Origin of the sequence: Pseudomonas brassicacearum, from assembly GCF_003732175.1 — a bacterium.
Taxonomy (GTDB): domain Bacteria; phylum Pseudomonadota; class Gammaproteobacteria; order Pseudomonadales; family Pseudomonadaceae; genus Aquipseudomonas; species Aquipseudomonas brassicacearum_G.
Map to the genome: position 1 here is coordinate 285,466 of NZ_MOBI01000009.1, position 14,277 is coordinate 299,742.

Here is a 14,277-nt window from a genome sequence, read left to right on the forward strand (position 1 = left end):
GATGCGTTTGCGGGTCATCCTCAGTCTGCTGTGCTGTCTGGCAGGCGCTGCTCATGCGGCGCCTGCCGAGACGGCGGCGCCACACAAGGCCTACCTGAGCCTGATCATCGATGACCTCGGGCAAAACCTGCCACGCGACCGCCGCGTGCTGGCACTGCCCGGGCCGGTGACCACGGCAATCATGCCCGACACCCCCCACGCTGCCGAATTTGCCCGCGAGGCCCACCGCGCCGGCAAGATTGTCATGCTGCACATGCCCATGGACCCGGCTACCGGCCCGTTCGCCTGGCATCCCGAACTCCCGATCGAAGAGCTTGAGAAACGCCTGAATGCGGCGTTCAATGCCGTGCCCTATACCAGCGGCATCAACAACCACATGGGCAGCCGCATGACCGCCCAGCAACCCGCCATGACCTGGCTGATGGCCGAGCTGCAACGTCGGCACAAGTTCTTTGTCGACAGCCGTACCAGCGCTCAGACAGTCGCTGCCGCCGAGGCGCAGAAGATTGATCTGGCCAGCGTTTCGCGGGATGTGTTTCTCGATGACGAGCGCACCGAGGCCGCAATCCTCACTCAACTACAGACCGCCATCAGTCTGGCCCGCAAACAAGGCTCGGCGGTGATGATCGGCCATCCGTATCCGCAAACGCTGACGGTGCTTGAGCGAGAATTGCCCAAGCTCAAAGCCCAGGGTATCGACTGGATCGATATCAAGATGATGATCAGCGTGCGCGGCAATCGCGCGACGGCGGCCCATGGCACCAATGGGAACTACCGCACCCGCTGAAACACGCCTGCACATCGATCTTCGGCTGGCTGCGATGCAATAACTATCTATGCCTTCAGGTACTCAGGCACGTGCCAGGATAAAGCTCGCTCGGAATTTCATCCCCAAGGAATGGCCATGAAATACATCAATCATCTAATCCTTTACTGCCTGCTGATCACCAGTACCTGCCTGCAAGCGCGGGACCTGGGAGAAGGCGCCATCAACGGATCAGTTTCGAAAGCACTGCAAAACATCGATAAGCGCTACACACTCTGGAGCGGCATCGGACGCCTGACCTTCAGTTCCGGCGCTTCATGCACCGCCTCCCTGCTCGACACCCGAAACAGCGAAGGCAAAGCCGTAGGGCCTGCGTATCTGATCACCAGCGGTCATTGCGTGCTCTACGAATACGGTACCGCACGCACCAACGTGCCCATCGTTGCGAACATCACCTTCAACTACTTTTATGACGAACCTGAGCGGCAGATCACCTACCCGGTACGCACCGCCCTTTGGAGCAGCACTGTCGGCACCGATCTCGCAGTAATCAAGGTTGAGCAATCACTGGCAAGCCTCATCAATTCAGGTGTCAAACCACTCAAACTTGCCGCCCACCAGAGCGACGAGAGTCGCGACGTGCTAAACATTGGAGCTCCACCAGGGTTCACCGAACAAGGCCTGCGCATGAGCGTTTGCTCGGAACAATCGGCCGGTAGCTTTATCGGACATCCGGGTGTATTCCCGCTGGCATTCAGAAATCGATGCGATGCAATCCGCGGCGGCAGCTCCGGAAGTCCGATGCTGGATCGTAGCAACGGTGATATCACCAGCATCGTCAGCAAGTACGCATTGGCTTCCGATGGAACAGACCGGTCAGAGTGCCGTTACAGCGACTCCTGCGAGGCGAGCACCTACAACTACAGCTACGCCGCCAACTTTCTGCACTACTGTTTTATCAATGGCGTGTTCGACGGCAGCTCGACAAACTGCTTGTTGCAGCCCGTGGACATCGCTATCGAAGAACCCTGGAACATACGAAGCCACGTCTACGTGGAGCGGAGCACTGTTCAGGAAAGTATTTTGCCAACCTGGAATTACAGGTTTTCAATCAGCGCACCGTTCTATCGATACAAAACCACACGCAACGCAAAAGATTGCCGTGTACCGGATCATTACAGTGCGACCTTTGACTCAGCCTCGCCTTATATCAACCGGACCATAGGGCCTCAAACCGGCGCCCACGTGCTGTGTATCATTGGCGTCAACAGCGCAGAACAGCCCATTACCACAACACTTTTGCGCAATGCATTCACGTGGGCGGTTTACCTTGTTGATCGCAGACCAACCGCTCGAAATGCACTGAACGCCATCAGAGATACCGCGCCATGATGTCGTCCACCACGCCTTCCTTGCGCAACTGATCCAGCGCGGCCTGAAGCCTGGCGACGATTTCGTCGGACACGTCTTTGTTCAGCGCCAGATAAAGCTGCGCACTGTTGAAACGCAGTACGGTCTTGAGGCCAGTCACACCATCCTGCCGAGCGAGGTAACGACCGGCAGGATCTCCCGTCGCCCAAAGGTCGATCTGGCCGTTGACCAGTTTCTTCGCGTTGTCCTGATCGCGCAGCACCACGATCGGCTTCAGACCCTGCTTGGCCAATGTCTCGGCAATCGCATCACCCTTATAGGCTCCGATCTTGTATTTGCGCGCCTGCGCCAGCGACTCGAGGGTAATCTTGCTGTCAGCCTTGGCCAGCATGATCCAGTCATCCGGGCCGATGGGGCCGACCCATTTGAAGAGCTTTTCCCGGTCCGGCAGCCGCGCCATGACGAACACGCCATAACCAGGTTTTTCCAGGGCGAGCTTGTAAATTCGCTCCCAAGGAAAACGCAGGGTCAGGCTGTAGGTGATTTCGGCGCGCTTGAACATCTCGCGGACGATGTCCACGGCGATGCCATTGATATTGTCTTCCTGAGCGAAGTTCTTGCCGTTCTTCGCCATGTTGTAAGGCGGGAAGTTTTCCGTCAGCAACACCAGATCGGTGCCGTTTTTTTCTGCAGCATGCGCAGCGCCAGCCAATAATAACGAGGCGCTGGCGAGTACCAGAAGAAGATGTTTGAGCATGACGGTTTACCGGAATCCATGGCGTGCCCAAGCTTGCCCTGAGCCCGCCATGCTGTCCACAGGCCTTTACCGGACGCAGATACCCCGTTGCGCCATGTAAGCCTTGGCTTCCGGCACGGTGTATTCGCCGAAGTGGAAAATACTCGCCGCCAACACCGCGCTGGCATGACCTTCGAGGATGCCGTCAGCCAGGTGCTGCAAATTGCCGACGCCACCAGAGGCAATCACCGGAATCCCCAGGGCATCGCTGATAGCTCGCGTGACGCCCAGGTCAAAGCCGTTTTTCATGCCGTCCTGGTCCATGCTGGTCAGCAGGATTTCGCCGGCTCCCAGACCTTCCATCTTCTTCGCCCACTCCACCGCATCCAGCCCGGTAGGTTTGCGACCGCCGTGAGTGAAGATCTCCCAGCGCGGGGTTTCGCCCGGCAGTGAAACCTTCTTGGCGTCGATGGCGACAACGATGCATTGCGAGCCGAAATGCTGCGCCGCTTCGCCGACAAACTCTGGATTGAACACCGCCGCGGTGTTGATCGAGACCTTGTCTGCACCGGCATTGAGCAGGTTGCGGATGTCTTGCACGGTGCGTACGCCACCGCCGACGGTCAGCGGGATGAACACCTGGCTGGCCATGCGCTCGACGGTATGCAACGTGGTATCGCGGCCATCGACGCTGGCGGTGATGTCGAGAAAGGTAATCTCGTCGGCACCCTGCTCGTCGTAGCGACGGGCGATTTCTACCGGATCGCCGGCGTCACGGATGTTCTCGAACTTCACACCTTTGACGACCCGGCCGTTATCCACGTCCAGGCAAGGAATGATGCGTTTGGCCAGCGCCATGGTAAGTCCTCAGCCTTTGTACGAATCGCAGAAAGCTTGCGCTTGCGCGACGTCGAGGGTGCCTTCGTAAATCGCCCGGCCGGTGATGGCGCCGATGATCCCCGGCGCCTTGGCGTCGAGCAGCGACTTGATGTCACCCAGGTTGTGAATACCGCCGGACGCAATCACCGGAATCCGCGTCGCGGCGGCCAGTGCTGCGGTGTACGACACGTTGCAGCCCTGCATCATGCCGTCTTTGGCAATGTCGGTATAAACGATCGCAGACACGCCGTCGGCTTCAAACTGCTTCGCCAGGTCGATGACCTGCACGGTGCTGATCTCAGCCCAGCCATCGGTGGCCACAAAGCCGTCTTTGGCGTCCAGGCCGACGATCACCTTGCCCGGGAAGGCGCGGCAGGCTTCGGCGACGAAGGCCGGATCTTTCACGGCTTTGGTGCCGATGATCACGTAGCTCACGCCCGCTTTTACGTAGTGTTCAATGGTTTCCAACGAGCGGATACCACCGCCGATCTGAATCGGCAGGTTCGGGTAGCGCTTGGCGATCGCGGTGACCACTTCGCCGTTGACTGGCTGGCCTTCAAAGGCGCCGTTCAGGTCGACCAGATGCAGACGACGGCAACCGCCCTCCACCCACTTGGCAGCCATGCTCACCGGGTCATCGGAGAACACTGTGGAATCTTCCATGCGGCCCTGGCGCAGACGTACACAGGCACCGTCTTTGAGATCGATAGCGGGAATAATCAGCATCTGGCAAACCTTTAAATTCGATTTTTCAGCGTTGCTCGGAAATCAGTTTTTCTCGAGCGCCCACAAGTCGCTTTCGATGCTTTCGAACCTCTCCTTGAGGTGCGTCTGCACATCGAAAATCGCCCTGTTGTAATAGTGCGGAGCAATTTCGCGGGTAAACAGCTCAAGAATTTCAGCCGCCTCGAACGAGCCAAGGTCGAGTTCGAAGCGGTCTTCCATGAAACGCTTGATCTTGCTGTTGGCCTCGTTCTCTTGCTCGGGTGTGAGCGTGAGGATCGGCGGCTTCTTCTTGACAGCCATTACCAGCGACCGTCCCACGCAGCGAAGTTCTGCAGCAATTGCAGGCCATGGGTATGGCTCTTCTCCGGGTGGAACTGCACAGCGAAGCGCGAGCCATCAGCCAGCGCCGCAGCGAAATCGACACCGTAGTGACCGCCGCCCACCACCTGCCGCGGGTTACCGGCGGCGATGTAGTAGCTGTGCACGAAGTAGAAACGCGCCAGGTCCGGAATGTTGTGCCACAGCGGGTGATCCACCGTCTGCTTCACTTCGTTCCAGCCCATGTGCGGGACTTTCAGGTGTTCGCCGTCTTCATGCAGACCTTTGCCGAAGAACTTCACCTGGCCGGGAAACAGGCCGATGCAGTCGACGCCGTCGTTTTCTTCACTGCGCTCGAGCAAGGCTTGCATGCCCACGCAGATGCCGAGGAACGGACGGTCCTGGCTGACTTCACGCACCAGCGAGTCGAAGCCCAGGCGACGGATCTCCGCCATGCAATCGCGAATCGCGCCCACACCGGGGAAAACCACCCGGTCGGCTTCGCGAATCACGTTGGCATCGCTGGTGATCAGCACTTTGCCGGCACCGACGTGCTCGAGGGCCTTGGCCACCGAGTGCAGGTTGCCCATGCCGTAATCGATAACCGCGACCGTCTGCATTACAGAACGCCCTTGGTCGAAGGCATTTGCCCGGCCATGCGCTCATCCAGCTCGACGGCCATGCGCAGTGCGCGACCGAAGGCCTTGAACACGGTTTCGATCTGGTGGTGGGTGTTGTGCCCACGCAGATTGTCGATGTGCAAGCTGACGTTGGCGTGATTGACGAAGCCCTGGAAAAATTCCTGGAACAGGTCGACATCGAAGCCGCCGACAGTGGCGCGGGTATATGGAACGTGCATCTGCAGGCCAGGGCGGCCAGAGAAGTCGATCACCACGCGCGACAGCGCTTCATCGAGCGGCACGTAGGCGTGACCGTAACGACGGATGCCTTTTTTGTCGCCGATGGCTTTGGTGAAGGCTTGACCCAGCGTGATACCGACGTCTTCCACCGTGTGGTGGTCGTCGATATGCAGGTCACCCTTGCACTCGATATCCAGGTCGATCAGCCCGTGACGGGCGATCTGGTCCAGCATGTGCTCAAGGAAGGGAACACCGATATCAAATCGGGCCTTTCCGGTGCCATCCAGGTTGATCGAGGCTTTGATCTGGGTTTCCAGAGTGTCGCGCTCGACAGACGCCTTACGTTCGGCCATCACCAGCTCCGCAAAATCATTGGGCGAAAAAGGCAGCCATTATAGGGGCGCGGACGCCAAACAGAAACACGCGAGGTGATATCCCTGACGGGCTGAACCCAATGCCGCCGGGGCTATACATGTCAGTACAAGCATCCCGAGACCGCTGATCGCTCCCACGCTCTGCGTGGGAGTGCAGCCTTGGACGCTCCGCGTCCGACCGAATGTGACGCGGAGCGTCACGGGAGGCATTCCCACGCAGAGCGTGGGAACGATCAGACAGGGGAGGCGTTAGTGGAACAGGACGGCAGTCTTCTGCAATGTCACCCAAACGCCCCACGCCAGCGGAATACCCACCACCAGCCATGCAGCAACGGCCAATGGCACGCTACCCGAGGAAGCTTTCCACTCCAGCACGGTCGTGCTATCCGCGCCTTTGTCGTGACCCAGCGCCTGTTCGACGGCCAGTTCAGCATCGGTCATGAAGTATTTATCCGCCACCGGACGCACCAGCAGGTTGCAGAGGAAACCCAGCACCAGCAGGCCCGCAAGGATGTACAAGGTGATGTCATACGCAGCCGCGCGCTCGACGCCGATGCTCAACTGATACTCACGCAGGTAGTTCACCAACACCGGACCGAGCACGCCGGCAGCGGCCCAGGCAGTCAGCAGGCGACCGTGGATCGCACCGACCATTTGCGTACCGAACAGGTCCGCCAGGTACGCCGGAACCGTCGCAAAACCACCGCCGTACATCGACAGAATGATGCAGAACGCCGCCACGAACAGCGCGATGTTGCCCAGATGGCCGAGGTTGGGAATCAACGCGTACAGGGCAAAACCCAGGGCGAAGAACACGAAGTAGGTGTTTTTGCGGCCCAGGTAGTCGGAGAACGACGCCCAGAAGAACCGTCCACCGATGTTGAACAGACTCAGTAAACCGGTGAAACCGGCAGCGATTGCCGCGATCGACGCCAATTGCGAAGCATTCAGCTGACCAAAGGTCAGATCGTTGCCGAGCAATTTGCCGGCGAATACTTCCTGCAACAGCGGCGACGCCATACCGAGAATGCCGATACCCGCCGATACGTTCAGGCACAGCACCAGCCACACCAGACGGAACTGCGGGGTTTTCCACGCAACGTTAACGTGCACATGACGGTGAGTGATCATCGCGTTCGCGGCTTTTTTCGCCGGAGCGGTCCAGCCCTCAGGCTTCCAGCCAGTCGGCGGAACGCGGTACGACAGCGCACCGCCGATCATGAACACGAAGTAGATCGCAGCCATCACCAGGAAGCTCTGCCACACGCCGACGCCAGCCGGCGAAGCGAAATGGCCCATCAGCGCAGCCGCCAGCGGAGCACCGACCATCGCTCCGCCACCGAAGCCCATGATCGCCATGCCAGTCGCCATGCCACGCTTGTCCGGGAACCACTTGATCAAGGTCGAAACCGGCGAGATGTAGCCCAGCCCCAGGCCTATCCCCCCGATGACGCCGGAGCCGATCCACATCAGCCAGATCTGGTGGGTATAAACCCCCAACGCGGAAATCAGCAAACCGCCGCACCAGCACAGCGCCGACACGACACCGGCCTTACGCGGCCCGGCATGTTCCAGCCAGCCACCCCAGATCGCTGCCGAGCAGCCGAGGAAGATGAAGAACAAGGTGTAGATCCAGCCGAGCATAGAGATCGGCCAATCACACTGGGACGAGAAAATCTGTGCGATAAAGCTCATGCCTGGCGCGCAGGCCACCGGCGCGGTCACGCCGAGGGCTTTGGACAACGGCAGCCAAAACACCGAAAAACCATAGGCCATGCCGATGCACAGGTGAATGGCCAACGCGGCCGGTGGAACCAGCCAACGGTTGAAACCGGGCTTGGCGATGATCCGCTCCTTGGACAGGAACGCTGACTGGGCGGGAATAATACCCGCCTCGGTACTCGTGCTCATTTGTGTTTCCCCCAATTATTAGTATGGTTCGCCAGACACTCTTCACCCTCGGCCTTGTTGCACACCGGCATGACCGTTTTATTGAGTAGAGCGCCTTTCGGGCGCGACGACAGGTCGCAGAAGGACCGACGAACGGGCAAAGATTACCATTTGCCCGTGACAGAAAAACCAAACTGATATCACCTTTTATGTGACATCTGTTCCGATCACACGCTAAAAAGCCGTTTCAGCCACTGACCGGCGATGCTCGAACAACCCTTTCACAGGAAACCCTATGCCCATCGTCGTCCAATTGCTGAACGAACCCAGCTATCAGGATCTGCAGGATCTGCAGAAGATCTACCACGATGCCCCGCGCTGGCTGATTGCACCGTTCAACGATGAGCTGCAATTGATTGAAAACAACCTGCGCGACGGCTCGCTGATCGCCGGACGTTTCAATGACCGGCTGCTCGGTGCGGCACGCCTGCATTGGCAGCAGGACATCTGGTACCTGTCGCAGTTGTGCGTGCGAAAAATTACCCGTCGCCGAGGCGTGGCTGAACGCCTGGTCTGCGAAGCACAAAAAATGGCCGGGCTCGCGGGGGCAAAATTGCACTTGCAGGCCCCGGCCGGGCACCTCGAAGCCCAGGCACTCGCTGCCAAGCTCAAACTGCCGCTGGACCTGCTCTAGGCGATCACTGACCAGTCGTCGGTTTCGGGGCGCTATACTCCTTGGCTAAATTTCGACATTGACTCACTACAAGGACTCGCCCATGAAAGCGTTCGGCAAAATCCTGGGTTTGGTGCTTCTCGGGTTGTTGCTGATCATTGTGGCGCTGGGCTTTGCCCTGACCCACTTCTTCGATCCCAACGACTACAAAGACGAGATCCGCCAAATTGCCCGCGACAAGGCCCACATCGAGCTGACGCTCAATGGCGATATCGGCTGGAGCCTGTTCCCCTGGCTCGGCCTTGAACTGCACGAAGCCGGCGTCGCGACCCTGGCCAACCCGACCCAGCCGTTTGCCGACCTGCAAATGCTTGGCCTGTCCGTACGGGTGCTGCCGTTGCTGCGCCGGGAAGTGCAGATGAGCGATGTCCGCGTCGAGGGCCTGAACCTGCGCCTCAACCGTGACAAAAATGGCCACGGTAACTGGGAAGACATCGGCAAGGTCCCGCCTGTCGCCGCCAAGGCGGATGCGCCGGCTACCGGCAACACCAGCGAACCGGTTGCCGAAATACCCGCCACTGCGGAAAAACCGGCCCAACCGATTCGTCTCGACATCGACAGCCTGACCGTGAACAACGCCCGGGTTGAATACAACGATGAGCAAACCGGCAAGCAGTACAGCGCCGAAAGCATCCAGCTGAGCACCGGACCGGTGCACGACGCGACCAACATTCAGGTCAAGCTGACGGCATTCCTGGCCAGCAACCAGCCGGACGTGCGGGTGCGCACTGAACTCAATGGCGGGCTGCGTTTCGAACGCGCCCTCCAGCGCTACCAGTTCGAAGATATGAAACTTGCGGGTGAAATCTCCGGCGAACCGCTGCAAGGCAAGATCGTGACCTTTGCCGCTCAAGGCCAACTGCTGTTGGATAAAGCAGCGAACGTCGCCGAATGGACCGGTATCAAGATCTCTGCCAACCAGTTGCGCGCGCTCGGCGAACTGAAAGTCAACAACCTGGACAAAACCCCGCAAATCAGCGGCGGTGTGTCGATTGCCCAATTCGACCTGGCGAAGTTTGTCGACAGCATTGGTCAGAAACTCCCGGCCATGGCCGAGGGCAGCCTGAGCAAAGTCGAACTGGTCAGCCGTGTGGCGGGGACCCCGAGCAGCGTGGTGCTGGACGATCTCAACCTGAAAGTCGACGACAGCAGCTTCAGCGGGCGTATCGCCGTCGAAGATTTCGCCAAGCAATCATTGCGCGTGCAGCTCAAGGGCGACACCTTCAACGCTGATCGCTACCTGCCGCCAAAATCCGCCGAAGCCAACAGCGCTGCAGTGGCTCGTCAGTCGGAAGTCAGCAGCACCGAGACCAACGCACTGGCCGGCGCTGGCAGCACACCACTGCCGAACGCTCCGACCAAAGGCGCCTGGAGCAGCGACAAACTGATTCCGTCGGAACGCCTGAGCAAGCTTGATCTGGACGCCGACCTGACCTTCGGCCAACTGACCCTCGACAAGCTGTCGATCCAGAACGCCGCGCTGAAAGCCACTGGCCAGGGCGGCCTGCTGACCCTGGAAAACCTGCATGGCGATCTCTACAACGGCAACTTCGCTGCCAAGGGCACGCTCGATGTTCGTCAGCCCGTGCCGTTGCTGAGCATGCAAACGCAGATCAGCAAAGTCCCGGTGGAGAACATTCTCGAAAGCCAAGGGAAAAAACCGCCAGTCAAAGGTCTGGTCACGCTCAACAGCAACCTGACCGCCAGCGGCAACAGCCAGAAAGCACTGATCGACAGCCTCAACGGCACGGCCAGTTTCGTGCTCAATAACGGCGTGTTGCTCAACGCCAACCTTGAACAACAGTTGTGCAAAGGCATCGCCACCCTGAACCACAAAACCCTCAGCGGCGAACCTCATGGCAAGGACACACCGTTCCAGGAACTCAAGGGCAACCTGACGTTGCGCAATGGCGTGGCCAGCAATCCAGACCTGAAAGTCCGCATCCCGGGCATGACCGTCAACGGCAACGGTGACGTCGACTTGCGGGTGCTGGGCATGGATTACCGCATCGGCATTACCGTCGAAGGTGACAAGAGCGACATGCCGGACCCGGCCTGCCAGGTCAACGAACGCTATGCAAATATCGAGTGGCCATTGCGCTGCCGTGGCCCGCTGGAGCTCGGCGCCAAGGCCTGCCGCCTGGACAGCGAGCGTCTCGGCCAGGTCGCGGGCAAGCTGGCGGGTGACAAGCTCGGCGACAAAATCGATGAGAAACTCGGCGACAAAGTCAGTCCAGAACTGAAAAACGCCCTCAAGGGGTTGTTCAAGCGATGAAAGCCGAGCAGTTTTCAACCGCGGTACTGGACTGGTACGACCGTCATGGTCGCCACGACCTGCCCTGGCAACAGGGCATCACCCCGTATCGGGTGTGGGTCTCGGAAATCATGTTGCAGCAGACCCAGGTCAGCACCGTGCTGAACTACTTCGACCGGTTCATGGCGTCGCTGCCAACGGTCGAAGCCCTGGCCGCCGCGCCGGAAGATGAAGTGCTGCACTTGTGGACCGGGCTGGGTTACTACACCCGTGCGCGCAACCTGCAAAAAACCGCGAAGATCGTCGTTGCCGAGTACGGCGGCGAGTTTCCTCGGGATGTCGAAAAACTCACTGACTTGCCGGGCATCGGCTTGTCCACTGCGGGCGCCATCGCCAGCCTGAGCATGGGCCTGCGCGCGCCGATCCTCGACGGCAACGTCAAACGGGTGCTGGCGCGCTTTACCGCGCAAGAGGGCTACCCCGGCGAACCGAAGGTTGCCAAACAGCTGTGGGCCAACGCTGAGCGCTTCACACCTTACGATCGGGTCAACGCCTACACCCAGGCGATGATGGACCTGGGCGCTACGCTCTGCACCCGCAGCAAGCCGAGTTGCCTGCTGTGCCCGCTGGAAAAGGGCTGCGAAGCGCACATGCTCGGCCTGGAGACCCGCTACCCGATCCCCAAACCGCGTAAAACCGTGCCACAGAAGCGCACGCTGATGCCGATGCTCGCCAACCGCGACGGCGCCATTCTGCTTTATCGGCGCCCTTCCACGGGCTTGTGGGGCGGTTTGTGGAGCCTGCCGGAACTCGACGACCTCGGCGACCTGGAACATCTGGCACTGCAACATTCGCTGGAACTGGGCAAGCACGTTGAACTGCCGAGCCTGGTCCATACCTTCAGCCATTTCCAACTGGCTATCGAACCCTGGCTGGTCCAGGTCCAGGAGGCCGGCCATCACGTGGCCGAGGCCGACTGGCTCTGGTATAACCTCGCCACCCCGCCGCGCCTGGGCCTTGCCGCCCCGGTGAAAAAACTGCTGAAGCGCGCGGCCGATGTATTGAACGCAGGAGAGTCGTCATGACCCGCACCATCATGTGCCGCAAGTACAAAGAACAATTGCCAGGCCTGGAGCGCGCCCCGTTCCCGGGTGCCAAAGGTCAGGACATTTTTGACCATGTCTCGGCCAAGGCCTGGGCCGACTGGCAAAAACACCAGACCCTGTTGATCAACGAAAAACGCCTGAACATGATGAACGCCGAAGACCGCAAATATCTTCAGGGCGAGATGGACAAGTACTTCTCCGGCGAGGAATACGCCAAGGCCGAAGGCTACGTTCCACCTGCCGAGTAATCCCGTGAAAATGGGGGTTGGATCGTAAGCGACGGTAATAATTAAATATTTTTTGAAAACTTGCTTGACGACCCCCTGAAAAACCCGTTTAATGCGCCCCGTTGCCCAGATAGCTCAGTCGGTAGAGCAGGGGATTGAAAATCCCCGTGTCGGCGGTTCGATTCCGTCTCTGGGCACCAAAATACCGAGAAACCCCAAGGAACAATGTGTCCTTGGGGTTTTTTATTGCCTGCGATTTAATAGCTGCTGGACCATTTCTGGACCAAGCCACTTCGCACCTTTCTTTGACTACCCCTCCAACCACGTCCTAGGCCATCTCCCCAAAAGTAAATGCTTTAAGGCAGTTTCGAAGATACAACAGAGGGCCCACCTAAGCTCGCCCGGGCGAGTGGCAACACAGTCCGCCCCAGCACCACCCTCTCGCCTCCCAAACCGCGCCACAGGGGCTCTCAGCACCTGCGCCAGAGCGCTCGTTTCGACACCAACAAAAGTCACGCGGTACGCGCGCCGTCACGGCAAAACGCTCCATCGCAGCCCTCCATGTGCAAGATGTAAAGAAAACGGGCCCCTATCCGAATCCAGGGGAAATACATAGGATGAAGTGGGCATGATTAGCTTTGTTGTGACATGAAACGACGGCTTGGAAACGCGCCCAGTAACAGACGGAAAAAATCCAAATACCTAGATCTAGACACACCGTTGCAAACCAAATTTTGCCCGTACCCAAGCCGTAGAAAAAATTGCGGAACGGCTTTCGCTGGTGATAGACCCTCGCAGGATTGTCAAGGAGGGGATTTGATAGCATTCTTGCCGGCGGGGAAATACCGTAAAGAATTTAAAGTCTGAAAACGGACATTAGATATTAGCTTTAAGAATGGAGCGGAAATGACAAACGAGCAAAATGGCAATCTGACCGAGAAAAATGAAGAAAAAAAACTTGCCGAGTATAAGTTTGTCATTTCTTATGACGCAAAAGACAAATCACTATCCCATCACGAAATAAATGCTAAGGAGTTGGGAGAGGCTATCCTTGGCATGAATAACTTGATTGAGGAAACAGCCAAGGCAATTGGCTCAAGTATCGAAAAGGTCCAGCTAAAGGTAACTACTCCTGTCAAGGAAGGCTCTGTCGAGGTAGTGTTCGCATTACTGGCAGACCCAGGCGTAGCTTTAAAGGTTTTAGCGACACTAGGATTTGCAGCACAAGGAGCGGCAATCGCCAAAGCCGCACTGGTTGAAATGGTGCAAAAAATCGGAAACAAAAAAATCACGAACATAGCGATTGATGGCGATAGCGAGGAAGCTAAAGTAACAACTGATGACGGTACATTTGTAATGGACAAAACCGTGGCTAAATTAATAGCCAACAAACGGGCACGAGAGTCTTTGCACAAAATCATTCAAGCACCGCTCATCGGAAAGCCCAATGCCGTTTTTAAAGTTTTAGATAAAAATGAACTACCAGTCTGGACTGCACAGGAAGAGGAAATTAACGACTACAAGCCTTTACCTGCTGGAACACTAGAAGAAATTTCGATAGATCGAGAAAAGATTAACGTTAGCTTTTCCCAGATAAATTTTGACTCAAGCAAAGGATGGCGAATCAAAAACAAAGACCATGAAGAATATCCAGTGACGATGAAGGATAAAACATTCCTGGAAAAAGTCAGACAAAACCAGCAAGCGTTCAAAAAAGATGACTTATACGAAATAGATCTAGAAGTAACAACGACCTCAAGGCCCACGAGATCTACAATTGATCGTGTAGTTGTTGAGGTGACACGCCACTGGGCAAGCGGTGACAGACGCCAGGTTTGACATTGATATGTGGACTGAAAAAGACATCGCATGGGCGGCTTTATACCTGAGCCTAATATTACTGGCACCAGCCACGTACAAATTCGCTCGTGTTTTTTTTAGATATATATTCAATCGTTTCATATCTGACGAAGACGTCATTGTGATCTACGCCCAGAATGGAGTAATGACATCCAAAATAAAAATCAGCAAATACTC

The 14,277-nt window shown here is 57.6% G+C and carries 14 protein-coding genes and 1 tRNA gene; 8 read left to right on the forward strand and 7 right to left on the reverse strand.

The features are described from left to right. Nucleotide 1: 1 nt before the first annotated feature. Both BK658_RS09280 and BK658_RS09285 read left to right on the forward strand, forming a co-directional pair. A complete protein-coding gene (locus tag BK658_RS09280; protein WP_123582054.1) occupies nt 2-787 on the forward strand; it encodes a divergent polysaccharide deacetylase family protein in 786 nt (261 codons plus the stop codon). Between the two features lie 117 nt (nt 788-904). Continuing rightward, entirely contained in the window at nt 905-2,158 is a 1,254-nt protein-coding gene (locus tag BK658_RS09285; RefSeq protein WP_123582055.1) for a trypsin-like serine peptidase, read from the forward strand. Here BK658_RS09285 and BK658_RS09290 read toward each other — a convergent pair. The 7 genes from BK658_RS09290 to BK658_RS09320 all read right to left on the reverse strand — a co-directional run bounded on the left by BK658_RS09290 (nt 2,139) and on the right by BK658_RS09320 (nt 7,941). Next, complete coding sequence (locus BK658_RS09290) at nt 2,139-2,894, reverse strand: substrate-binding periplasmic protein (RefSeq protein WP_123582056.1); 756 nt, start codon at nt 2,892-2,894, stop codon at nt 2,139-2,141. The genes BK658_RS09285 and BK658_RS09290 overlap by 20 nt on opposite strands. A gap of 66 nt (nt 2,895-2,960) precedes the next feature. Further along, complete coding sequence (gene hisF, locus BK658_RS09295; protein WP_054595158.1) at nt 2,961-3,731, reverse strand: imidazole glycerol phosphate synthase subunit HisF; 771 nt, start codon at nt 3,729-3,731, stop codon at nt 2,961-2,963. Nucleotides 3,732-3,740: 9 nt separating this feature from the next. Continuing rightward, entirely contained in the window at nt 3,741-4,478 is a 738-nt protein-coding gene (gene hisA / locus BK658_RS09300) for a 1-(5-phosphoribosyl)-5-[(5-phosphoribosylamino)methylideneamino]imidazole-4-carboxamide isomerase (protein ID WP_019691297.1), read from the reverse strand. Nucleotides 4,479-4,520: 42 nt separating this feature from the next. Next, entirely contained in the window at nt 4,521-4,778 is a 258-nt protein-coding gene (locus BK658_RS09305; RefSeq protein ID WP_071552372.1) for a DUF2164 domain-containing protein, read from the reverse strand. Next, on the reverse strand, nt 4,778-5,416 hold the full coding sequence (gene hisH, locus BK658_RS09310) for an imidazole glycerol phosphate synthase subunit HisH (protein WP_123582057.1): 639 nt from the start codon (nt 5,414-5,416) through the stop codon (nt 4,778-4,780). Before hisH ends, BK658_RS09305 begins: the two co-directional genes overlap by 1 nt. Continuing rightward, complete coding sequence (hisB, locus tag BK658_RS09315) at nt 5,416-6,009, reverse strand: imidazoleglycerol-phosphate dehydratase HisB (protein ID WP_071552374.1); 594 nt, start codon at nt 6,007-6,009, stop codon at nt 5,416-5,418. The genes hisH and hisB overlap by 1 nt, the downstream gene beginning before the upstream one ends. Before the next feature lie 270 nt (nt 6,010-6,279). Then, nucleotides 6,280-7,941: an OFA family MFS transporter gene (locus BK658_RS09320; protein ID WP_123582058.1), complete on the reverse strand. Its 1,662-nt coding sequence runs from the start codon at nt 7,939-7,941 to the stop codon at nt 6,280-6,282. Between the two features lie 274 nt (nt 7,942-8,215). Between BK658_RS09320 and BK658_RS09325 the strand changes: the two genes are divergently transcribed. The 6 genes from BK658_RS09325 to BK658_RS09350 all read left to right on the forward strand — a co-directional run bounded on the left by BK658_RS09325 (nt 8,216) and on the right by BK658_RS09350 (nt 14,079). Continuing rightward, entirely contained in the window at nt 8,216-8,614 is a 399-nt protein-coding gene (locus BK658_RS09325) for an acetyl-CoA sensor PanZ family protein (protein ID WP_123582059.1), read from the forward strand. 82 nt (nt 8,615-8,696) lie between these two features. Beyond that, nucleotides 8,697-10,928, forward strand: a complete 2,232-nt coding sequence (locus tag BK658_RS09330) for an AsmA family protein (RefSeq protein ID WP_123582060.1) — start codon at nt 8,697-8,699, stop codon at nt 10,926-10,928. Then, nucleotides 10,925-11,992 carry an A/G-specific adenine glycosylase gene (gene mutY / locus BK658_RS09335; RefSeq protein WP_103319677.1) on the forward strand — a complete coding sequence of 356 codons (1,068 nt, stop codon included), beginning with the start codon at nt 10,925-10,927 and terminating at the stop codon, nt 11,990-11,992. The genes BK658_RS09330 and mutY overlap by 4 nt, the downstream gene beginning before the upstream one ends. Beyond that, nucleotides 11,989-12,261, forward strand: a complete 273-nt coding sequence (locus BK658_RS09340) for an oxidative damage protection protein (RefSeq protein WP_019691289.1) — start codon at nt 11,989-11,991, stop codon at nt 12,259-12,261. Before mutY ends, BK658_RS09340 begins: the two co-directional genes overlap by 4 nt. 103 nt (nt 12,262-12,364) lie before the next feature. Beyond that, nucleotides 12,365-12,440, forward strand: a tRNA-Phe gene (locus tag BK658_RS09345). Between the two features lie 706 nt (nt 12,441-13,146). Then, nucleotides 13,147-14,079 (forward strand): LAPAL motif-containing putative phage structural protein, encoded by a 933-nt coding sequence (locus BK658_RS09350; RefSeq protein WP_123582061.1) that lies wholly within the window; start codon nt 13,147-13,149, stop codon nt 14,077-14,079. The last annotated feature ends 198 nt before the right edge of the window (nt 14,080-14,277 follow it).

What these genes read in the sequence shown, in the direction of transcription:
- BK658_RS09305 (WP_071552372.1), bottom strand. Translation starts at nt 4,778, where the DNA reads ATGGCTGTCAAGAAGAAGCCGCCGATCCTCACGCTCACACCCGAGCAA.
- BK658_RS09320 (WP_123582058.1), bottom strand. Translation starts at nt 7,941, where the DNA reads ATGAGCACGAGTACCGAGGCGGGTATTATTCCCGCCCAGTCAGCGTTC.
- BK658_RS09285 (WP_123582055.1), top strand. Translation starts at nt 905, where the DNA reads ATGAAATACATCAATCATCTAATCCTTTACTGCCTGCTGATCACCAGT.
- BK658_RS09280 (WP_123582054.1), top strand. Translation starts at nt 2, where the DNA reads ATGCGTTTGCGGGTCATCCTCAGTCTGCTGTGCTGTCTGGCAGGCGCT.
- hisA (WP_019691297.1), bottom strand. Translation starts at nt 4,478, where the DNA reads ATGCTGATTATTCCCGCTATCGATCTCAAAGACGGTGCCTGTGTACGT.
- hisH (WP_123582057.1), bottom strand. Translation starts at nt 5,416, where the DNA reads ATGCAGACGGTCGCGGTTATCGATTACGGCATGGGCAACCTGCACTCG.
- BK658_RS09325 (WP_123582059.1), top strand. Translation starts at nt 8,216, where the DNA reads ATGCCCATCGTCGTCCAATTGCTGAACGAACCCAGCTATCAGGATCTG.
- BK658_RS09340 (WP_019691289.1), top strand. Translation starts at nt 11,989, where the DNA reads ATGACCCGCACCATCATGTGCCGCAAGTACAAAGAACAATTGCCAGGC.
- hisB (WP_071552374.1), bottom strand. Translation starts at nt 6,009, where the DNA reads ATGGCCGAACGTAAGGCGTCTGTCGAGCGCGACACTCTGGAAACCCAG.
- BK658_RS09330 (WP_123582060.1), top strand. Translation starts at nt 8,697, where the DNA reads ATGAAAGCGTTCGGCAAAATCCTGGGTTTGGTGCTTCTCGGGTTGTTG.
- BK658_RS09350 (WP_123582061.1), top strand. Translation starts at nt 13,147, where the DNA reads ATGACAAACGAGCAAAATGGCAATCTGACCGAGAAAAATGAAGAAAAA.
- hisF (WP_054595158.1), bottom strand. Translation starts at nt 3,731, where the DNA reads ATGGCGCTGGCCAAACGCATCATTCCTTGCCTGGACGTGGATAACGGC.
- BK658_RS09290 (WP_123582056.1), bottom strand. Translation starts at nt 2,894, where the DNA reads ATGCTCAAACATCTTCTTCTGGTACTCGCCAGCGCCTCGTTATTATTG.
- mutY (WP_103319677.1), top strand. Translation starts at nt 10,925, where the DNA reads ATGAAAGCCGAGCAGTTTTCAACCGCGGTACTGGACTGGTACGACCGT.